19 protein-coding genes are annotated in these 20373 nt (G+C 71.8%); 6 read left to right on the forward strand and 13 right to left on the reverse strand.

Annotated elements, in window-relative coordinates:
• Nucleotides 1–9 precede the first annotated feature (9 nt).
• The 3 genes from ABKA19_RS07045 to ABKA19_RS07055 form a co-directional block, all read right to left on the reverse strand.
• Nucleotides 10–354: a hypothetical protein gene (locus tag ABKA19_RS07045; protein WP_353688310.1), complete on the reverse strand. Its 345-nt coding sequence runs from the start codon at nt 352–354 to the stop codon at nt 10–12.
• Between the two features lie 188 nt (nt 355–542).
• The gene (locus ABKA19_RS07050) at nt 543–1076 is read right to left on the reverse strand and encodes a DUF4440 domain-containing protein (RefSeq protein WP_353688311.1); all 534 of its coding nucleotides are present in this window, start codon (nt 1074–1076) and stop codon (nt 543–545) included.
• Between the two features lie 3 nt (nt 1077–1079).
• Nucleotides 1080–1433 carry a hypothetical protein gene (locus ABKA19_RS07055; protein WP_353688312.1) on the reverse strand — a complete coding sequence of 118 codons (354 nt, stop codon included), beginning with the start codon at nt 1431–1433 and terminating at the stop codon, nt 1080–1082.
• A 141-nt stretch (nt 1434–1574) separates the two neighbouring features.
• Here ABKA19_RS07055 and ABKA19_RS07060 point away from each other — a divergent pair, with 141 nt between their 5' ends.
• The 3 genes from ABKA19_RS07060 to ABKA19_RS07070 all read left to right on the forward strand — a co-directional run bounded on the left by ABKA19_RS07060 (nt 1575) and on the right by ABKA19_RS07070 (nt 4992).
• Nucleotides 1575–2840: an alkaline phosphatase family protein gene (locus ABKA19_RS07060; RefSeq protein WP_353688313.1), complete on the forward strand. Its 1266-nt coding sequence runs from the start codon at nt 1575–1577 to the stop codon at nt 2838–2840.
• Between the two features lie 101 nt (nt 2841–2941).
• Nucleotides 2942–4480, forward strand: coding sequence for an AlkA N-terminal domain-containing protein (locus ABKA19_RS07065; RefSeq protein ID WP_353688314.1), 1539 nt, complete (start codon nt 2942–2944; stop codon nt 4478–4480).
• Entirely contained in the window at nt 4480–4992 is a 513-nt protein-coding gene (locus tag ABKA19_RS07070; RefSeq protein ID WP_353688315.1) for a methylated-DNA--[protein]-cysteine S-methyltransferase, read from the forward strand. The genes ABKA19_RS07065 and ABKA19_RS07070 overlap by 1 nt, the downstream gene beginning before the upstream one ends.
• 580 nt (nt 4993–5572) lie before the next feature.
• Here ABKA19_RS07070 and trpA read toward each other — a convergent pair.
• Entirely contained in the window at nt 5573–6376 is an 804-nt protein-coding gene (gene trpA / locus ABKA19_RS07075) for a tryptophan synthase subunit alpha (RefSeq protein WP_353688316.1), read from the reverse strand.
• A 115-nt stretch (nt 6377–6491) separates the two neighbouring features.
• The gene (gene trpB, locus ABKA19_RS07080; RefSeq protein WP_353688317.1) at nt 6492–7703 is read right to left on the reverse strand and encodes a tryptophan synthase subunit beta; all 1212 of its coding nucleotides are present in this window, start codon (nt 7701–7703) and stop codon (nt 6492–6494) included.
• Nucleotides 7704–7798: 95 nt separating this feature from the next.
• On the opposite strand from trpB, the gene ABKA19_RS07085 reads away from it, so the two are divergent.
• Nucleotides 7799–8692: a LysR family transcriptional regulator gene (locus tag ABKA19_RS07085; protein WP_353688318.1), complete on the forward strand. Its 894-nt coding sequence runs from the start codon at nt 7799–7801 to the stop codon at nt 8690–8692.
• A 39-nt stretch (nt 8693–8731) separates the two neighbouring features.
• On the opposite strand, the gene ABKA19_RS07090 is transcribed toward ABKA19_RS07085, so the two are convergent.
• The 7 genes from ABKA19_RS07090 to prmB form a co-directional block, all read right to left on the reverse strand.
• Nucleotides 8732–9388 (reverse strand): phosphoribosylanthranilate isomerase, encoded by a 657-nt coding sequence (locus tag ABKA19_RS07090; protein WP_353688319.1) that lies wholly within the window; start codon nt 9386–9388, stop codon nt 8732–8734.
• Nucleotides 9385–10158: a tRNA pseudouridine(38-40) synthase TruA gene (truA, locus tag ABKA19_RS07095; protein WP_353688320.1), complete on the reverse strand. Its 774-nt coding sequence runs from the start codon at nt 10156–10158 to the stop codon at nt 9385–9387. Before truA ends, ABKA19_RS07090 begins: the two co-directional genes overlap by 4 nt.
• A gap of 16 nt (nt 10159–10174) precedes the next feature.
• A complete protein-coding gene (locus ABKA19_RS07100; protein WP_353688321.1) occupies nt 10175–11902 on the reverse strand; it encodes a type IV pilus assembly protein FimV in 1728 nt (575 codons plus the stop codon).
• A 195-nt stretch (nt 11903–12097) separates the two neighbouring features.
• Nucleotides 12098–13123: an aspartate-semialdehyde dehydrogenase gene (locus ABKA19_RS07105; protein ID WP_353688322.1), complete on the reverse strand. Its 1026-nt coding sequence runs from the start codon at nt 13121–13123 to the stop codon at nt 12098–12100.
• 133 nt (nt 13124–13256) lie between these two features.
• On the reverse strand, nt 13257–14306 hold the full coding sequence (locus ABKA19_RS07110) for a 2-hydroxyacid dehydrogenase (protein WP_353688323.1): 1050 nt from the start codon (nt 14304–14306) through the stop codon (nt 13257–13259).
• A gap of 3 nt (nt 14307–14309) precedes the next feature.
• Nucleotides 14310–15431, reverse strand: a complete 1122-nt coding sequence (gene aroC / locus ABKA19_RS07115; RefSeq protein ID WP_353688324.1) for a chorismate synthase — start codon at nt 15429–15431, stop codon at nt 14310–14312.
• A 287-nt stretch (nt 15432–15718) separates the two neighbouring features.
• On the reverse strand, nt 15719–16648 hold the full coding sequence (gene prmB, locus ABKA19_RS07120; protein ID WP_162377266.1) for a 50S ribosomal protein L3 N(5)-glutamine methyltransferase: 930 nt from the start codon (nt 16646–16648) through the stop codon (nt 15719–15721).
• 123 nt (nt 16649–16771) lie between these two features.
• Here prmB and ABKA19_RS07125 point away from each other — a divergent pair, with 123 nt between their 5' ends.
• Nucleotides 16772–17425: an SCO family protein gene (locus tag ABKA19_RS07125; RefSeq protein ID WP_353688325.1), complete on the forward strand. Its 654-nt coding sequence runs from the start codon at nt 16772–16774 to the stop codon at nt 17423–17425.
• Nucleotides 17422–18267: an archaetidylserine decarboxylase gene (asd, locus tag ABKA19_RS07130; RefSeq protein WP_353688326.1), complete on the forward strand. Its 846-nt coding sequence runs from the start codon at nt 17422–17424 to the stop codon at nt 18265–18267. Before ABKA19_RS07125 ends, asd begins: the two co-directional genes overlap by 4 nt.
• Nucleotides 18268–18820: 553 nt before the next feature.
• Here asd and ABKA19_RS07135 read toward each other — a convergent pair.
• On the reverse strand, nt 18821–20368 hold the full coding sequence (locus ABKA19_RS07135; RefSeq protein WP_353688327.1) for a transglycosylase SLT domain-containing protein: 1548 nt from the start codon (nt 20366–20368) through the stop codon (nt 18821–18823).
• Nucleotides 20369–20373: the final 5 nt, after the last annotated feature.

Genomic DNA, 20373 nt, shown 5'->3' on the forward strand with positions numbered 1-20373 from the left:
TATGGCCCCTCAGGGTTCCGGCGGTGCCGGCCGCGCCTCCGAGGCGGCCCGCTGGCGCTCGAGCTCCTCGCGCTCGCGCTCGGCGGCCTGGCGCCGCTGCTCGAACTCCTGGCGCATGCGTTCGGACTCCGCCGGGTTCGCTGCCGCCGCTCGCTGCCGCTCGGTCCTTGCACGATCGGCTTCGAGCCGCTGGCGGTTGGCGTCCACGGCCATGCCGATCCGGTCCTGCTCGGCCCGGCGCGAAGCGGCATCCTGGTTGCGCTGGGCTTCAGCGGCGGCTTTCTGCTGCCGCTCCAGCGCGCTGTCATTGGCGACCGGTGGTACCGCGGGCGTGCCGTAGCGATTGGGCGCCACCGACTGTGCCTGGGTCAGGAATGCGGATCCGCCCAGCAAGAAAACGAGCAGCGCCCGGGTCGCGGTGCCAGCATGGCGACTGCCCGACGGGGCCCGGCGTGATGAATCGTGCTTCGTGTCCATACGGCATTCATACGTGCCACCCGCTTAGGCCGCGATGAAGACACGCGTACCGCTTCAGCCGATGCTCATGCCGGTGGACAGGCGGTGACGCGCCCGGCGTGGAACGCCTCGACCTGCGCCGCCTCCACCGGCCGGGGAGCCAGGCCGTCGTCGAACACGACGCGCCAGGTCCCGTCCTCGACGCGCTGCCAGACCGAGCTGAAGCGCCCGAGGCGGTACTGGCCGCTGGCCACGTCCTGGTAGAGCGCCGGGCCGCTGGAAGACACGATGCTGGCGTCGCCACCGGCATGGACGTGTTCCGGATACCACCACAGCCGGGTTTCGCGCCCGACGATGAGCCCGGCCCATGCGTCGAGGATTTCGCGCTTGCCGCGCTGCGGATTGGGGCGGGTCACGCCGAAAACGGCGAGCGGGTGCAGGTGCGCCGCGAATGCGGCGGCGTCGTGGTCGGCCACCGACTGCGCGAAGGACAGCTCACGCGCCCAGACTTCGCAGCGGGCGACATCGGCCGGGGTTGGCGGCGCGACAGCCTGCGCCGTGGGCGCCAGCACGAGCAGCGCCAGGCCGGTCCACCGGAGCGCTGCGCCGCCGACCGACATGGATCAGCGATCCGGCGGGACGAAGATCTGGCCGTGGCCCTGGCACGAGGAGGCCTGGTTTTCGCGCTTGAGCCGGCTGCCGGTGCCCTGCAGGCAGTTGTCCTTGGTGGCGGGCTTGGGCCCGACCTCCCGGTACATGGCCGAGAAGCGCATCACCGGCCGGTCGTCCAATGTCGCTTCGACCATGCGGCTGCGGCGCTCCGTGCGCTGGCCGGCGTTCTGCGTCGCAGCGCCTTGCGCAGGCGCCGCCGGTGCGTCGACCCGCAGCGGCGCAGCCTCCTGTCGCGCGGGACTGCCCAGCGAAGCCTGGGCCTCGGAGAGCGGCACAAGGGCGAGCACGGCAACCAGAACGGGCATGGGCTTCAAGGCGGCATCTCCTGGGTTCCTGGCCCGAGCATCCGCGCCCGGGCTGGACAGGTCAAGTCCCTTCGCATCCGGTGTCATGTGCATTGCGCGCGGGTCTGCCAAGCTGTGACGGTCGTCGCCAAGCGTTGCCCCATGTCCGATCGCCCGCTCCGCCTTGCCAGCCTCGTCCTGCTGCTGTCGCTGTCCGCCTGCGCCGCGCCGCCCCGGCACCATGCCCCGCCGCCGCCTTCTGCCGCCCCTGCGCCTTCCACCCTGTTGCTGGTGTCGATCGATGGCCTGCGTGCCGACGCGCTGGGCCGTGGCGACACTCCGCACCTCGACCGGCTGGCGGCCGGTGGCGTGCGCGCGCAGTGGATGCGGCCGTCGTATCCGGTGCTCACGTTCCCGAACCACTACACCCTGGTGACCGGCCTGCGCCCGGACCACCACGGCATCGTCCACAACTCGATGAACGATGCCGCCCTCGGCCGCTTCGTCGTCGCCGACAACGACGCAGGGCGCGTGCCCGGCTGGTGGCAGGGCGTGCCGTTGTGGACCAGCGCCGAACGGGCCGGCATCGCCACCGGGGTGTGGGCCTGGCCGGGGGTGACGGCGCCGCGCGACGGCGTAATGCCGCGGGATTGGCAACGGTTCGATGCGGGGGTTCCGCTGGAGGCGCGGGTGGAGCGCATCGCCGGCTGGCTTGGCACGAGCGGACGCCCCCCTCCGGGCCTGCTCGCCGTGTACCTGGAGAACGTCGACGGTGCCGGCCACGACCATGGTCCCGACGCGCCTGAAACCCGTGCCGCGATCCGCGCGGCCGACGCGATGGTGGGCGCGCTGCTTGCGCGGCTGGAGGCGGCCGGCCTGGCGGAGCGGACCAACGTGCTGGTGGTGTCGGACCACGGCATGGCCGAGGTGCCGGAGGGCCACTACCTGGCCGTCGAGGACATGGCGTCGATGGAGGAAGCCGAAGTGGTGAGCATCGGCCAGGTGGTCGGCCTGGTCCCGCGGAGCGGCCACGAAGCGCAGGTCACCGCGCGCCTGGTTGGCCGCCACGCGCACTACCAGTGCTGGAACAAGGCCGCGATCCCGGCGCGCCTGCAGTACGGCAGCCATCCCCGCGTCCCCCCCATCGTCTGCCAGATGGACGAAGGCTGGAACGCACTGCCGCGCGCGACCGTCGACAGGCGCAACGCCAGCGGCACGCATGACCGCGGCGCGCACGGGTACGACCCGGACTCGCCGGCGATGCGCGCGGTGTTCATCGCCGACGGCCCGGCGTTCGGCGACGGCGTGGTGCTGCCGCCATTCGACAATGTCGATGTCTATCCGCTGCTGGCGCGCCTGCTGGGCATCGCCCCGCAGCCGAACGACGGCGACCCGCGGACGCTGCTGCCGGCGCTGCGGCAGCCATGAAGGCACCGGGGCGGGCGGCACCGGCGGCGGCGTGCGGTGCCCCCGCCAGCGATGTCCGAAAACGGCCAGTCCGCTGCCACCGGTGGTGCTAGCCTGCTCGCATGTCGAACCGGCCCGCCCCGCTTGCCTCCTCCAGCGCAGCCCTGCCCCCGCTGCGCATCTGCGAACGCGCGCGGCTGAGCCGGGATGCGCGTTTCGACGGACTGTTCTTCACCGCCGTGCGCAGTACCGGCATCTACTGCCGTCCGGTGTGCCCGGCGCCGGCCCCGAAGCCGCAGAACGTGGACTACTACCCGAGCGCGGCGGCGGCCGAGTCGGCCGGCTTCCGTCCGTGCCTGCGCTGCCGCCCGGAACTGGCGCCGGGCGACGGCGCCTGGCGTCGCGGCGACGAAACGGTGGCGCGCGCGCTCAAGCTGATCGACCAGGGCTTCCTCGCCGGGCGGTCGCTGGCGGAGCTGGCCGAACGCGTGCACCTGGGCGAGCGCCAGCTGCGGCGGCTGTTCGTCGAACGCCTGGGCGCCGCGCCGATCGGCGTACATGGCACGCGGCGCCTGCTGTTCGCCAAGCAGCTGCTGACCGAAACCCCGTTGCCGGTCACGGAAGTCGCGCTGGCGGCGGGCTTCGCGAGCCTGCGCCGCTTCAATGCCGCCTTCCTTGACGCCTACGGCATGGCACCGCGCGACCTGCGCCGGCGCGCGCCGGAAGAACAGCCGGTCGGCGATGCCACCCAGCCGCTGGTGCTGCGACTGGGGTACCGGCCGCCGTACGACTTCACCGCCATGCTCGATTTCCTGCGCGGCCGCGCCTTGCCCGGCGTGGAGCGGGTGGATGCGCGCAGCTATGCGCGCGTGATCGGGTCGGCGGCCGCGCCCGGCTGGCTGCGGATCAGCGCCTGGCCCGCCGGGCGTGCCGAGCGCAGCCATGCGCTCAAGCTCGAACTGCGCGGCGCCGCGCCCGCGCAACTGGCCGACATCGTCCAGCGCGTGCGCCGCATGTTCGACCTCGATGCCGATCCGAACGCCATCGCCGCTGCGCTGTCGACCGACCCGCGACTGCGTCCGCTGCTGCGCAAGCGGCCCGGGCTGCGCCTGCCCAGCGGCTGGGACGGCTTCGAGATCGCGGTGCGCGCGGTGATCGGCCAGCAGGTGAGCGTCGCCGCCGCGCGTACGTTGACCGCGCGGCTGGCGCAGCGCCATGGCCATGTGCTGGACGCACCGCTGCTGGACGGCCTGACGCACCTGTTCCCCACCCCCGCCGCGCTGGCCGACGGCGACCTCGACGGCCTGGGCCTGACCGGCGCGCGCGTGGCCACGGTGCGCGCGCTGTCGGCCGCATTGCTCGACGGACGCGTGGGCTTCGAGCCCGAACAGACGCTGGACGATTTCGCCGCCGCCTGGAGCGCCCTACCCGGAATCGGCCCGTGGACGGCGCAGTACCTGGCGATGCGCGCGCTCGGCCATCCGGATGCGTTTCCGGCCGAAGACCTGGTGTTGCAGAAGGCCGTGCCCGGCGATGGTAGCCGGCTGACCGCGCGCGGCCTGCGCGAACGCGCCGAGGCCTGGCGCCCCTGGCGCGCCTACGCCGTGATCCACCTCTGGCGCGATGCGATGGCATGGCCCACACCCGCGGAGAAACCATGATGGGCACGATCCACTATCGCCGCATCGCCAGCCCGGTGGGTGCGCTCACCATCGCCGCGTCCGATGCGGGGCTGCATGCGATCGAGTTCCCAAGCAACCGCCACCCGCAACCCCGCGGAGGCTGGCGCGAAGGCGACCATCCGCTGCTGGACCAGGCGCAGGCGCAGCTGGGCGAATACTTCGCCGGCAAGCGCGAAACGTTCGACCTGCCGCTGGCGCCGCGGGGCACGCCGTTCCAGCGCGAGGTGTGGTTCGCTCTGGCGTCGATTCCCTACGGCCAGACCGCCAGCTACGCGCAACTGGCCCTGCGCGTGGACCGTCCGGCGGCCACGCGCGCGGTCGGCGCGGCCAACGGCCGCAACCCGCTGCCGATAGTGCTGCCCTGCCACCGGGTGATCGGTGCGGACGGCTCGCTCACCGGTTTCGGTGGCGGCCTGCCAACCAAGCGCTTCCTGCTGGAGCTGGAGGGCGCGTTGCCGAGGGAAACGCCGGCGACCGACCTGTTCTCCTGAGGTTGCGCGGCTGCGGCCGCGGTTGCCGTTGCGACCTCAACTGCAACTGCACTGCAACTGCGAAAAGCATCTTGCGGCGTTGGCTCCGGAAGGAGTCCGCCGTTGCCGCAGGGGATGGCCCACCCTTCGGGACGACGTCCTGTCTTTACGAAGGGCCGTGGCACATCCATGTGCCACTTGGGCCATCCCCTGCGGCAACGACGGCCGTCGGCGGCGTCCGGGTGGGTGTCTTCGGCGACGTCCTTCAAAGCGGCAAGACCATAGCTTGTTGTCCATGACGCCAGCGGCCCCCTCCCAACGAGCAGGACGGTGTCGGTGTCGGTGTCGGTGTCGGTGTCGGTGGCCGTGGCCGTGGCTGTGACCACCGAGGATTCTTCGTGCAGGACGAAGTGACGAGCCGGAACCCCACGGAAGTCCGTCGTTGCCTGGGGGAATGGACCAAGTGGCACATGGATGTGCCACGACCCGAGTAAAGACAGGATGTCGTCCCGAGGGATGGGCCATTCCCCCAGGCGACGGCGGACTCCCTCCGAAGCCCGCGCACCCCACTGCAGTTGCTACTGCATCCGCTCCCTCAGGCTCAGCCCGCGTCCACGGCCTGCCGCAATGGCGCCAGGAACTCGCGCGCCCGCCCCGCGGCCGCCTCCGGATCCGCCGCATCGGCCAGCATCGACACCAGCGCGCTGCCGACCACCACGCCATCGGCGTCGACCGCCATCGCCGCGGCGCTGGCGGCATCCTTGATGCCGAACCCGGCCACCACCGGCACCTTCGCCGCGGCGCGCAGCTCCTGCAGCCGGCGACCGGCAACCTGCGTGTCCAGGCGATCCGCTCCGGTCACGCCGGCGTAGCTGACGTAGTAGAGATAGCCTTGCGCGTTCGCGCTCAGCATCGCCGCGCGCGCCGGCGAGGTCGTCGGCGAGGCCAGCATCACCAGGGCCAGGCCGGCGGCATCGAAGGCCTGCTGGAATTCGCCCGCCTCTTCCGGCGGCAGGTCGACCAGCAGCACGCCATCGACGCCGGCGGCGACCGCCTCGCGGGCGAAGCGCGCCGCGCCGCGGATCTCCAGCGGATTGAGGTACCCCATCAGCACCACCGGCGTATCGGCATCGCGCTGGCGGAAGCGGCGCACGCATTCGAACACGTAGCCGGTACCCGCACCACGCGCCAGCGCGCGCTCGGAGCTGCGCTGGATCACCGGGCCGTCGGCCATCGGATCGGAAAACGCCACGCCCAGCTCGATGACATCGGCGCCGGCCTCCACCAGCGCGTGCATCACCGGCACGGTCGCTTCCAGCGACGGGTCGCCGGCGGTAAAAAAGGGGATCAGGGCCTTGCGGCCGGCGGCGCGCAGTTGCGCGAACTTGTTCTCGAAGCGGCTCATGGGTGGCCTGTGGGTCCGGGGTCGCGCCTGTCGGGGCACGGGTGGACGCCTGTTCGCCAGGCGTCGCGTTGGGTGGCGGCGTTGGAGGGGGATCGGGTCGCCGATGAATCGGCTCCTACAAGGTGATGCCTTCGCGTGCGGCGATGGTGTGCACGTCCTTGTCGCCACGACCGGACAGGTTGCACAGCACCAGCGCATCGCGCGGCAGCTCGCGCGCCAGCTTGATCGCCTGGGCGACCGCGTGGCTGGATTCGAGCGCCGGCAGGATGCCCTCGGTCCGGGTGAGCCTGTGGAACGCGGCCAGCGCCTCCTCGTCGGTGACGCCGACGTACTCGGCGCGGCCGCTGTCCTTCAGGAACGCGTGCTCGGGGCCGACGCCCGGATAGTCCAGGCCTGCGGAGATCGAGTGGGTTTCGATGATCTGCCCGTCGTCGTCGCAGATCACGTAGGTGCGGTTGCCGTGCAGTACCCCGACCCGCCCGGCAGCCAGCGACGAGGCATGGCGCCCGGTCTCGATGCCGTCGCCCGCCGCCTCGGCCCCAACAATCCGCACCGGGGCGTCGTTGAGGAAGGCATGGAACAGGCCGATCGCGTTGCTGCCGCCGCCGACGCAGGCGGTGATCGCGTCGGGCAGGCGGCCGTAGTCGGCCAGCATCTGCGCCCTCGCCTCGCGGCCGACCACCGCGTTGAAGTCGCGGACCATGCGCGGATACGGATCCGGGCCCGCGACCGTGCCGATGATGTAGAACGTGTCCTGCACGTTGGTCACCCAGTCGCGCATGGCCTCGTTGAGCGCGTCCTTGAGCGTGGCCGAACCGCTGGTGACCGGGACCACGGTCGCACCGAGCAGCTTCATCCGATAGACGTTGATCTTCTGCCGCTCGATGTCGGTGGCGCCCATGTAGACCACGCACTCCAGGCCCAGGCGCGTGGCCACGGTGGCGCTGGCCACGCCGTGCTGGCCGGCGCCGGTCTCGGCGATGATCCGCTTCTTGCCCATCCGCGAGGCCAGCAGCGCCTGGCCGATGGTGTTGTTGATCTTGTGCGCGCCGGTGTGGTTCAGGTCCTCGCGCTTGAGCAGGATCTGCGCGCCGCCCACTTCCCGGCTCAGGCGCTGGGCGTGGTAGATCGGGCTGGGGCGGCCGACGTAGTGCTTGAGGTCCTTCTCGAAGGCGGCGATGAACTCCGGGTCGACCCGGGCCGCGTCGTAGGCGGCGGCCAGCTCCTGCAGCGGGCCGACCAGGGTCTCGGCGACGAAGCGGCCACCGTGGCGGCCGAAGTGGCCGGCGGCGTCGGGATAGGCGTGGTAGTCGGCAGGCGACGGCATGAAGAGTCCGGAGGGGCGCTACGGGATGTCAGCCTAGCGCACGATTCATCGCCTGGAAACCGATACTATTGGCACGACTCTTCAGGAAAAGTCACATGTCGCGGACCCTGCCCCCGCTCAACGCCCTGCGCGCCTTCGAGGCGGCGGCCCGGCTGGGCAGCCTGAGCCGGGCGGCGGCCGAACTGCACGTCACCCACGGCGCGATCAGCCGCCATGTCCGCAGCCTGGAAGAGGCGCTCGGCGCGCCACTGTTCGAGCGGGAGGGGCGCGGCCTGGCCCTGACCGCGCGCGGCCTGCGCCTGCGTGATGCCGCCGGCGATGCGTTCGCCACCCTGCAGGCGACCTGGGGAGCGCTGCAGCGTGCGCGCGAACCGGCGGCCGCGCTCGTGCTGGGCTGCCCGGGCAGCCTGTTGGCGCGCTGGGCGATCCCCCGCCTGGAGCGGCTGTCGGCCGAGCTGCCGGCGCTCACCCTGCACTTCTCCGCGCGCGAAGGCTTCGATCCGGCGCTGTCCGGACTGGATGCGGCGCTGCTGCTCGGGGAAGCGCCGTGGCCCTCGTCCTGGCAGGTGCATGCGCTGGCGCCGGAGCGGATCGGTCCGGTCCTGAGCCCGCGCCATGCGCAGCTGGCGGCGTTGCAGGACGCGCCGCCTTCGGCATTGCTGGGCGCGCCGCGGCTGCACACACGGTCGCGGCCGCAGGCATGGCCGCGCTGGTTCGCCGCGCACGGCCTGGAAACTGCCGATGCCAACGCCGGCACCGGGTTCGAGCACCTGACCTACCTGCTGGAGGCTGCCGTGGCCGGGCTGGGGGTGGCGATCGCGCCGCTGGAGCTGGTCCAGGCCGACCTCGACCAGGGCCGCCTGGCCGCGCCCTGGGGCTTCGTCGAAACAGGCGGGCAGTGGGCCCTGTGCACGACGCGCGGCAGCGACGACGCGCGGATCCCGGCGCTGGCAGCGTGGCTGCGCACGGAGCTGCAGCCAGGCCGGTGAGGTGTCCGAACGGTGCGCGGGGCTGGAGACCTGCCCGGCTCAATCGAGCTCGGCGCAGTCGGCGCGGCGCACTTCGGCGACGAACCGGCGCATCTTCTCGCCGTCCTTGATGCCCGGCGACACCTCGATGCCGCTGGCCACGTCGACCGCCCACGGCAGGGTGGCGTGGATCGCGTCGAAAACGTTGTCCGGCGTGATGCCGCCGGCCAGCACGAACGGCCGGTGCAGGCCGGTCGGAATGCGGCTCCAGTCGAACGCCTTGCCGGTGCCGCCACCCTTGCCCCCGCCATGGCTGTCGAACAGGAAGCCATCGGCATGGGGCCAGCGCTGCTGCAGCGTGCGCGCATCCCAGGCGTCGCCGTTCGCCATCGGGATCGCCTTCATCCAGGGCACCCGGAACGCGCGGCAAAACGCGTCGTCCTCGTTGCCATGGAACTGCAGCACCGACGGACGCAACTGGCGCACCACCTCGCGTACCTCGGCGGCGGAATTGTCGCGAAACAGCGCGACCACGCTGACCATCGGCGCCAGCGCCAGCCGCAACTGGCGCGCCTCGACGGCGGTCAACCGGCGCGGGCTGTCGGGGGCGAAGACGAAGCCGACCGCGTCCACGCCGAGTTCGCCGGCCAGGCGCACGTCGCCGGGGCGGGTCAGGCCGCAGAACTTGATCCGGGTTCTGTACAGCGTGCGGTTCACAGGCTCACCTCCTCGGGCAGGCCCCATTCTCGTGGATACAGGGGGTGCAGGAACACCAGCCCCTGCGGCGGCGCGGTCGGGCCGGCCAGGGTGCGGTCGCGCCCGGCCAGCAGGCGGGCGATCCAGCCCTCGTCACGCACGCCCGCGCCCACTTCCAGCAGCGAGCCCACGATATTCCGGACCATGTGATGGAGGAATGCGTTGGCCTGGACTTCGATCTCGACCACCTCGCCGACCCGGCGCACCAGCACCTCCTGCAGGTCGCGACGGGCGTGCGGCGCCTGGCAGTGCACGGTGCGGAAGGCGCTGAAGTCGTTCTCGCCCAGCAGCGCCTGGGCGGCGCGGTGCATGGCCTCCGCATCCAGCCGCCGCCGCTCCCACGCCATCATGTGCCGATAGAGCGCCGGCCGGACCTGGCGGTTGACCAGCCGGTAGCGGTAGCGGCGCGCCCGCGCCGAGAAACGCGCGTTGAATTCCAGCGGCACCGGCACGCACCAGCGCACGCACACGGCCGGCGGCAGCCGGCCGGTGACGCCCAGGGTCCACGCGCGCGGATCGCGCTGCGCGGTGCTGTCGAAGTGCACGACCTGGCATTCGGCATGGACGCCGGCATCGGTGCGACCCGCACAGGTCACGGTGATGGCCTGGTCGGCCACCGAGGACAGCGCGGCCTCGAGCGCGGCCTGCACGGTCGGCGGCCCGGACGGCCCCAGTCCCTGCCATCCCTGGAAGCCGCTGCCGTCGTACTCGACGCCCAGCGCATAACGCATGGCTGACGCTTCCCGCTCAGCCGATCTCGCGCAGCAGCTGCGCCGCTTCGTCGCGCGCGGACGGGTCATGTCCGGCGGCCACTTCGTGCAGCAGCGAGCGCGCGGTCTCCACGTCGCCCAGGTCCAGGTAGGCGATCGCCAGTTCCAGGCGCTCGCGGCCAGCCGGGGACGGATTCAACGAAGCCAGGCCGATCCCCGCGCCCGCGGCGGCACCGGTGTGCCATGCCGGCACGGCGCCGTCGTCGGGATGTGCCTGGGCCGGGTAAGAGACGTCTTCCGGTGCGTGGTGTGCCTCCTCCGGGGCGTCGACCGCCAGCGCCGGGTCGGACGCCGGTTGCGGCAGCGCCGCGGCCAGCGCCGCGGCATCGAAACCGCGGCCACGCGAAGACGGAATCGGACTCGGCTTGGGCCGGCGCGCGAACCACCAGGCCAGTGCGGCGAGCACCAGCAGGCCGGCACCGGCCCACAGCCAGGCAGGGGCGGCGGAATCGCCACCCTGGGCGGCGCTGGCGGCGTTGGTCCGCGCCAGGGTCTGCTGCGCGGCCGCCAGCTCGCTGTCCTTGAGCTCGATCAGCTTGAGCTGCTGCTGCTGCATCTTCTCCAGTTCCTCGACCCGGCTGCGCAGCTCCGCCAGTTCCGAGTCGCGCGTGGCCAGGTCTTCCTGGGCCTGGCGCAGTTGTTCGTTTGCCAGCATGTCGCCCTCGCCACCGGTACCGAGTCCGGATTCTGTTGCCTGGGTACCCGACGCCGCGACCGCCGGTGCGATTTCGAGCCGCGCACCGGAAGGCGCATTGGCCGACGGCGCCGCCGGGCTGTCGGCAACCGACGCGGTCGCCGTCGCCGCGCCTGCCTCGGCCGGTTGCAGGACCGGCCGCGCAGCCTGGCGCCACTGCGCGGTCTGTTCGCGGACCAGGGCCGCGGCGCCGGCCGCATCGGCCTGGCCGAAATCGGCATCGCCGGGCATGCGCAATTCGGCCCCTGCGCGGACGCGATGGATGTTGCCGCCGATGAACGCCTCGGGATTGGCGCGCAGCAGGGCCACCATCGCTTCGTTGATGGTGCGTCCGCCGCGGTCCATGCCGGCGGCGACCTGGGACAGGGTCTGGCCACGCTCGACCCGCACCAGGAGCTCCCCGGGGGCGGCGGGCGCGACGGGGCTCGCCATGGCGCGGGGCGCGGTGGGCGCCGCCGGCGCGGGGGCGACGGGTTCCGCGGGCACGGCCTCGGCCTCGGCGGCTACGGCCGCCGGCTGCGGTTCGCGCACGATCGCATCGGAAGGCATCGCGCGCGGCGCCTCGATCACCGGCGCTTCGATCGCCGCGGCGGTCTGCGGTGCGGACACCAGGGCCGAGTATTCGCGGACCAGCCGGCCCTGGCCCCAATCGACCTCGACCAGGAAGCCCAGCGACGGCACGTCGACCGGTGCGCTGCTGGTGACGCGGACCACCGCGCGCCCCTGCGCGTCGGCGACGATCTCGAACTGCAGGTCGCTGACCAGGCCCGAAGGCGGCTGCAGGCCGACCCGGGCGAAGGTTTCCGGCGAAGCCAGCCGCGCGCGCGCGTTCTCCAGCTCGCCCGGCTCGTTGGAGATGATCGGGATCTCGGCCAGCAGCGGCTGGCCGGGCGCCGACAGCACCCGGATCTGGCCCAGTCCGAGCGCCATCGCGCCGCCGCTGAGCAGCGACAGGCCGATGGCCAGCAGCCAGTGCCATGGGCGCGTGGCGCCCGGTCCCCTGATTCTCATGCGGCGCACTATAGCGGACACCCCGCCTGGTTAGCAGCCGACCCCCGGCACCCGGCCAGGAGGTCGCCCGGCGGCCGGTGCCGTCGTAGAGCGGGGCTCGCCCCGCTGCGCTTGCCGTTATGTCGCCATCGAGAGCAGCGGGGCAAGCCCCGCTCTACATGATGGCGCCGGATCGCTGCCTGGGCCGGGCCGCGCTCAGCCTTCCTGCGCGACCAGCTCGGCCACCTGCACCGCATTGAGCGCGGCGCCCTTGCGGATGTTGTCCGAGACGATCCACAGGTTCAGGCCGCGCGGGTGCGAAAAGTCCTCGCGGATCCGGCCGACGTAGACCGCGTCGTTGCCCGAGGCATGGGTCACCGGGGTCGGGTAGCCCCCGGCCTTGCGCTCGTCGACCACTTCCACGCCGGGCGACTGCTCGAGCAGCGCGCGCGCGGCCTCGGGGGTGACCTTCTTCCTCGTCTCGATCGCCACCGCCTCGGAGTGGCCGAAGAACACCGGCACGCGCACGGCGGTCGGGTTCACCTGGATGCTGTCGTCGCCGAGGATCTTGCGCGTCTCCCAGACCAGCTTCATCTCTTCCTTGGTGTAGCCGTTGTCCTGGAAGTCGTCGATGTGCGGGATCAGGTTGAAGGCGATCTGCACCGGGAAGCGCTGCGGGTCGGCGTCCTGGAAATTGAGCAGCGCGCCGGTCTGGCGGCCCAGCTCCTCCAGCGCCGAACGGCCGGCGCCGGACACCGACTGGTAGGTGGCCACGTTGATCCGCTCGATGCCGTACTCGCGGTGGATCGGCGCCAGCGCGACCAGCATCTGCATGGTCGAGCAGTTGGGGTTGGCGATGATGCCGCGCGGGCGCTGCTTCGCCGCCTCCGGGTTGACCTCGGAGACCACCAGCGGCACGTCGTCGTCGTAGCGGAAGGCCGAGGAGTTGTCGATCACCACCGCGCCGGCGGCGGCGAACTTCGGGCCGTACTCCTTGGAGACGCTGCCGCCGGCCGAGAACAGGGCGATATCCACGCCCGTGGGGTCGAAGGTGGCCAGGTCGCGCACCGGCACCTTGCGGCCGCCGAAGTCGACCTCGCCGCCGGCCGATCGCTCCGAGGCCAGGGCGACCAGCTCGCCGACGGGGAACTGGCGCTCGGCCAGGATGGACAGCATGGTCTCGCCGACTGCGCCGGTGGCGCCAACGACGGCGACGGTGAAACGACGTTCTGCAGTGCTCATGGGTGTTCTCGGTTCCGTTCTGTAATCGGGATCGTTGGATGCGGTGTCGCGCGGTGCGCGCGTGCGGGCCGGGTTCGGGGAACCTCTTCCGGGGATGCGGCTCGGCTGTGTCGTCGAGCGCCTGGGAGGTTCCCTACCGTTTGCCGGCCGCGGTTTTGCCCGCGCCGGTAATGCCGGCAGTGGCGATGGTCGTTTTCTTGGCGGTGACCGGCGTGGGCGGATTGCCCGCGTTCGGGCCGAACCCCAGCGCGGCGACCAGGTTGTCCGCCGCCAGCTGCACCATCGCCCGGCGCGTGGCCAGGCTGGCGCTGCCGATGTGCGGGGTCAGCACCACGTTGCGCAGCGCCAGCAGCTCCGCACGCACCGCGGGCTCGCCTTCGTAGACGTCCAGTCCGGCCGCGGCCAGGCGGCCGTTGGCCAGCGCATCGGCCAGGGCCAGTTCATCGACCAGGCCGCCGCGGGCGATGTTCACCAGCGTGGCGGTGGGCTTCATCTTCGCCAGTGCGGCGGCATCGATGATGTGGTGGCTGGCCGCCGAGTACGGCAGCACCAGCACCAGGTGGTCGGCCTGCGCCAGCAGTTCGTCGAATCCCACGTGGCGCGCGCCGACCTGGCGCTCGACTGTTTCGGGCAGGCGCGACCGGTTGTGGTACAGCACCTTCATGCCGAACCCGTGGTGGCCGCGGCGGGCGATGGCCTGCCCGATCCGGCCCATGCCCAGGATGCCCAGCGTGCTGCCATGGATGTCGGCGCCGAGCATGGTCGAGAACGACCACTGCTTCCATTGCCCCTCGCGCAGCCAGCGCTCGGATTCGGTGATCCGGCGCGCGGCCGCCATCAGCAGGGCGAAACCCAGGTCGGCCGTGGTCTCGGTCAGCACCTCGGGCGTGTTGGTCGCGATGATGCCGCGCGCATCGAGCGCATCGATGTCCAGGTTGTTGTAACCGACGCCGACATTGGCGATCGCGCGCAGTCGCGGCGCGGTGGCCAGCTCGGCCGCGCCAATGCTTTCGTTGAGGGTGACCAGCGCGCCGTCGGCGTCGCGCAGCGCCGCGGCCACGTCGGCCGGCGCGTGTTCGGTGACCGTCGCCACGGCGTCCACGTCGCAGTGCGCGGCCAGCTGGTCGACGATGTCGTCGAACAGCGGCTGCGACACCCAGACACGGGGACGCGCGACGGCCATGGCCTAGTCCTGCCCGCCTTCGCCCAGGCCGGAACCGGCCGGGATCCGCGGGGCGACCTCGCCGACATCCCCGCACTGGGCGCGGTGGCGCAGGGCCTGGTCCATCAGCACCAGCGCGACCATCGCCTCGGCGATGGGGGTGGCGCGGATGCCGACGCAGGGATCATGGCGGCCGGTGGTGACCACTTCGACCGGATCGCCGTGCACGTCGACCGTTGGCCCGGGCAGGCGCAGGCTCGACGTCGGCTTGAGCGCGATCGAAGCCACCACCTGCTGGCCGGTGGAGATGCCGCCGAGGATGCCGCCGGCATGGTTGCTGGCGAAGCCCTCCGGCGCGATCAGGTCGCGGTGCACGGTGCCCTTCTGCGCGACGACGTCGAAGCCGTCGCCGATCTCCACGCCCTTGACCGCGTTGATGCTCATCAGCGCGGCGGCCAGGTCGCCGTCGAGCTTGCCGTAGATCGGCTCGCCCCAGCCCGGCGGCACGCCGTCGGCCACCACGGTGACGCGCGCGCCGACCGAATCGCCGGACTTGCGCAGCGCGTCCATGTACGCCTCGAGTTCCGGCACCTGTGCCGCATGCGGCCAGAAGAACGGGTTGCCCTCCACCGCGCTCCATTCGAAGCCCGCGGGCCTGACCTCGCCGAGCTGGGCCAGGAAGCCGCGCACGGAGACGCCGTAGCGCTGGCGCAGCCACTTCTTGGCGATCACCGCGGCGGCCACGCGCATGGTGGTTTCGCGCGCCGAACTGCGGCCACCGCCGCGAGGGTCGCGGATGCCGTACTTCTGCCAGTAGGTGTAGTCGGCATGGCCGGGGCGGAACTGCGCGGCGATGCTGGCGTAGTCCTTGCTGCGCGCGTCGGTGTTGCGGATCAGCAGCGCGATCGGCGTGCCGGTGGTGCGGCCTTCGTAAACGCCGGACAGGATCTCGACCTCGTCGGCCTCGCGCCGCGCGGAGGTGTGGCGGCTCTTGCCGGTGGCGCGCCGCTCCAGATCGTGGGCGAACTCCTCCGGCGCGATCTCCAGCCCGGGCGGGCAACCATCGACGACGCAGCCGATGGCCGGGCCATGCGATTCGCCGAAGGTGGTGACCGACAACAGCTTGCCGAAGGTGTTGCTGCTCAAGACGCCGCTCCGCGGAGGGGAACCGGTGGGAAGACGGGCAAGGATCGCATATCGGGCGCCACTGCTGCAGTGCGGCAGGGCTGGCGGAAATGTTGCCTTGGCAACGGTTTTCCGCAGGCCACGTACGCCAGGAGCAAATGCGCGGACTCCGGAAGGGCGTCCGCCGCCGCATGGGGGATGGCCCACACCCCCGTGCGCTGGCGGACGCCCTTCCGGAGCCCGCTCTCCTGCTTCTAGACCATGGGAAGCAGGCGGTACGGCCGCAGCCGACGCACCACCTGCCCGCCTCAACCCCGCGCCGCAGCCAGCTCGGCGATGCGCGCGTTGTGCGCGATCAGCTCGCGGCATTCGACCGCGAAGATGCCCATCTGCCCGACCTTGAACTCGATCCAGGCCAGGTCCAGCTCCGGCAGCAGCCTGACCAGGTGCCGCTCCGATTCGCCGACCTCGCAGATCAGCAGGCCGTCCTGCGACAGGTGCAGCGGCGCGTCGCGCAGGATCTTCAGCACCAGGTCCAGCCCGTCCGGGCCGGCACGCAAGCCCAGTTCCGGCTCGTACGAGTACTCGCGGGGCAGCGCGTCCGTCTCGTCGTCGGTCACGTACGGCGGATTGGTGACGATCAGCTCGTAGTGGCGCCCGGTCAGCCCGGCGAACAGGTCGGACTTGAGCAGGGTCACGTTGTCGGCGTGCAGGCGCGCCTTGTTCTCGGCGGCCAGGGCCAGCGCGTCGTCGCTGATGTCCACGCCGTCGACCTGCCAGTCCGGGTTGTGGTGGCCCATCGCAATGGCGATGCAGCCCGAGCCGGTGCACAGGTCCAGCGCGTGGCGCACTTCGCGCCCGCCCAGCCACGGCTCGAAGCCCGACTCGATCAGCTCGGCGATCGGCGAGCGCGGCACCAGCGCGCGCGCATCGCTCTTGAAGCTCAACCCGGCGAACCAGGCCTCGCCGGTGAGGTAGGCGGCCGGTACGCGCTCGTCGATGCGGCGCTGGAACAGGGCCAGGATCCGGTGCTTCTCGCGCGTGGTCAGCCGCGACTGGCCGTAGACCGGGCTCAGGTCGTGCGGCAGGTGCAGCGCGTGCAGGACCAGCTGCGTGGCCTCGTCCATCGCGTTGTCGTAGCTGTGGCCGAAGGTCAGGCCGGCCTCGTTGAAGCGGCTGCCGCCGTAGCGGATCAGGTCGATGATCGTGTGCAGCTCAGCGGCCGGATCGGCGGTCATGGCGCGGCGCCGCGCATGGCGGCCGGGTCGGAAACGGGCCGCGATTATAGGCCATCGACGGCCCGCACCCGCCCCTGCCGCTATCATGGCCGGCACGAAAACCCTTTCCGGACGCTGGACCGCATGTTCAACCGCACCTTCGGCTACATCCTGGTCGCCGCACTGGCCGCCGGCCTGGGCCTGCTGGCAGCCTTCCATTTCCTCGGCGCCGAGCGCGCGCCGGAGGCGCCGCCGCTGCAGGCGGTGACCCTGCTGCCGCAGCCGCGCGAGCTGCCGCCGTTCAACCTGCGCCAGTCCGACGGCACGCCGCTGGTGCCGGGCGAGCTCGCCGGGCATTGGACCCTGGTGTTCCTGGGCTTCACCTTCTGCCCGGACGTGTGCCCCACCACCCTGGCCGAACTGGCGCAGGCGCAGAAGCAGTGGGAAGCGCTGCCCGAATCGACCCGCCCGCGCGTACTGTTCGTGTCGGTGGACCCGGAGCGCGACACCCCTGGCAAGGCCGGCGAATACGCCCACGCCTTCCACCCGGACACCCTGGCCGCGACCGCCGACGTGCCGGCGCTGGAGAAGTTCGCCACCTCGATCGGCTTCGTCTTCATGAAGGTGCCCGGCAAGGGCTTCGACCAGAACCCGCAGGACTACAGCGTCGACCACTCGGCCAATATCGCCTTGCTCGATCCGCAGGGCCGCCTGGCCGGGCTGATCCGCCCGCCGTTCAAGCCGGCGGCCATCGCCGACGACCTGGCTCGCCTGACCTCCGCGGACCGCGCGCCATGAGCCTGCTGACCACGCTGAGCTGGGCCCTGCCGCACCGGCTGCTGTGCTCGATCGCGCGCAGCGCCGCGTATTCGGAGAATCCCTGGCTCAAGCAGCGCTTCATCGACACCGTGGTGCGCCGCTTCGACGTCGACCTGGCCGAGGCGGCGCAGCCGGACCCGGGCGCCTATCCCAGCTTCAATGCGTTCTTCACCCGCGCGCTCAAGCCGGGTGCGCGCACCCCGGATCCGGATCCGCGCGCGCTGCTGATGCCGGCCGACGGGCGGATCAGCCAGCTCGGTGCGATCGAGGCCGACGGCCGCATCTTCCAGGCCAAGGGCCAGTCGTTCACCGCCGCCGAGCTGCTCGGCGATGCCGAGGCCGCGCGCGTGTTCGCCGGCGGCAGCTTCGCCACCGTGTACCTGTCGCCGCGCGACTACCACCGCGTGCACATGCCCTGGACCGGGGTCCTGCGCGAAACGGTGCACGTGCCCGGCCGACTTTTCAGCGTCGGCCCGGCCGCCGTGCGCGGGGTGCCGCGGCTGTTCGCGCGCAACGAGCGGCTGGTTTGCCATTTCGACACCGACTTCGGACCGATGGCCTCCGTGATGGTCGGCGCACTGCTGGTCTCGGGTGTGGAAACGGTGTGGAGCGGCGAGGAGATCCCCGCCTACGGCGACGACGTCACCCGCAAGGACTGGCGCGGCAAGGGCATCGTGCTGGAGCGCTTCGCCGAGATGGCGCGGTTCAACTACGGCTCCACGGTGGTGGTGCTGTTGCCGCCGGGCGCGGCGACGCTGGCACCCGGCCTGGCGGCCGAGTCACCGGTGCGGCTGGGGCAGGCCCTGGCGTATCGACCCTAGACGCCGGTCCGTCCGCGGCGCGGGCGCACTGGCGACGCCCTTGCGGGCCGACACCCGGTCGCCCATGAGGATGGGCTCCTACAGGGAGTGCAGCGGCTTCTCACCATGTGGGAGCCGATTCATCGGCGACCCGACTGCGTCGGCACGGACGACGCCCCGTTGGTCGGATGCCCGCGGTCGCCCATGAGGATGGGCTCCTACAGGAAGCGCGGCGGCTTCTGGCCATGTAGGAGCCGATTCATCGGCGACCCGACGGCGTCGGCATGGACGACGCCCCGTTGGCCGGATGCCCGCGGTCGCCCATGAGGATGGGCTCCTACAGGGAGCGCGGCGGCTTCTGGCCATGTAGGAGCCGATTCATCGGCGACACGACGGCGTCGGCACGGACGACGCCTCGTTGGCCGGATGCCCCGGTCGCCCATGAGGATGGGCTCCTGCAGGAAGCGCGGCGGCTTCTGGCCATGTAGGAGCCGATTCATCGGCGACCCGACGGCGTCGGCACGGACGACGCCCTGTTGGTCGGATGCCCGCGGTCGCCCATGAGGATGGGCCCCTACGATCCGCAGCCTTCCAGCTTCAGTTGCTGGCCCTGGCGCACGCTGTAGGCGGGCGCCTTGAGCCCGTTGGCCCGGGCCAGCGCCTTGACTTCGCAGTCGTAACGCTGGGCGATGCGACCGAGGGTGTCGCCCTTGGCCACGCGATGGGTACGCGTCCTGGCCTTGGCCGGGGCCGGGGCCAGGGCCGGCGCGGCGACCTCGCCCGGCAGGCTCACCAGGTCGCCCACCGCGACGTTGCCGGCCGGCGTGTCGCTGACGATGGCCGCATTGACGTTGGCCGTCACCAGCGCGCGGGCCAGGTCGGCACGCGGGCCGTGCTCGCAATGGCGGTGGTACAGGCCGACGATGCGCGTGGTCGCGCTGAGCACGGTGCCGGCCGGGATCCAGGCCTCCGCTTCATAGCGCGGATTGAGGTTGCGCAGCGCGCGCATGTAGCCGTCGCGGTTGCCGCTGTTGCCCAGGCACACGGTCAGCTCGTAGATGCTGGCCGGGCGCGTGAGCCTGAGCTGCGCCGGCTGCGCATCGACCTTCGGGAAGACCACGCCGTACTGGCGCGGGTGCAGGTAGATCCACGCCGCGGCGATCACCATCGGCACGTAATCGCGGGTCTCGGCCGGGAACTGGTCGTAAACCGAGGCGTTCCAGAAGCCGGTGCCGCCGCTCTGCCGGTGCACGCGCAGCGCCCGGCCTTCGCCGCCGTTGTAGCCCGCCAGCGACAGCTCCAGGTCGTTGTTGAGCTGGCGCAGCCGCTCGTTGAGGTAGGCGGCGCTGGCCATGGCCGCGCTGCGCGGGTCGTAGCGGCTGTCGAAACCGCTGTCGTCCGGGCCGAGCCCGAAGCGGCGCCCGGTGGCCGGCATGAACTGCATCGGCCCGGCGGCGCCGGCGCGCGAGACCGCATGCACGCGGCCGTTGGATTCCTTGGCCATGATCCCGAACAGCAGCGCCTCCGGCAGGCCGCGGCGTTCGAACTCCGGCCACATCAGGTGGCGCATGGTCCGGTAGTTCTCGTAGCTGGTCATCAGCTGCGGGCGCATGTCGGTCAGCCAGCGGCGGATGCCGGCCTGAACCGCCGGGTTGAACTGGACCATGCGGTCGAAGGTGTGGCGATGGTCGTCGCCGAGCAGCCGCGCCGCGCGCGCGGCCTCGGGGATGTCGGCGGCCAGCGCGGTATCGGCCTCAAGCAGGCCTTCCTCGCCGGGATCCTCGTCCAGCTCCTCGCCGGCGGCGTCGACCTCGGCCTTGAGCAGGCGCTTCCAGGTCGCCAGCACGTCCGACAGCGGGCAGCCCTTCTGCTTCACGCAGGCGTCGACCACGTCCTCCATGTCCTCCAGCGCCGCGTTGCTCTCGGTGGTGCCCTTGGGATCGCCATTGGCGGCCAGCACCAGGGCGTCGCGGTAGCGCTGCTCGGCGGCGGACATGCGCTGGACCAGCGCGTCGGAGGCGGCCCTGTCCTTGGCCGAGACCCGCTGCGCGTGGGCGGCGGGAACGATGCACAGCAATGCGGCGGCGGCCAGCGGCCAGTATTTCGGAAGGCGGGGGGACATCGTGG

The sequence above is a fragment of the Pseudoxanthomonas sp. Soil82 genome, from assembly GCF_040446535.1.
GTDB lineage: Bacteria > Pseudomonadota > Gammaproteobacteria > Xanthomonadales > Xanthomonadaceae > Pseudoxanthomonas > Pseudoxanthomonas kaohsiungensis.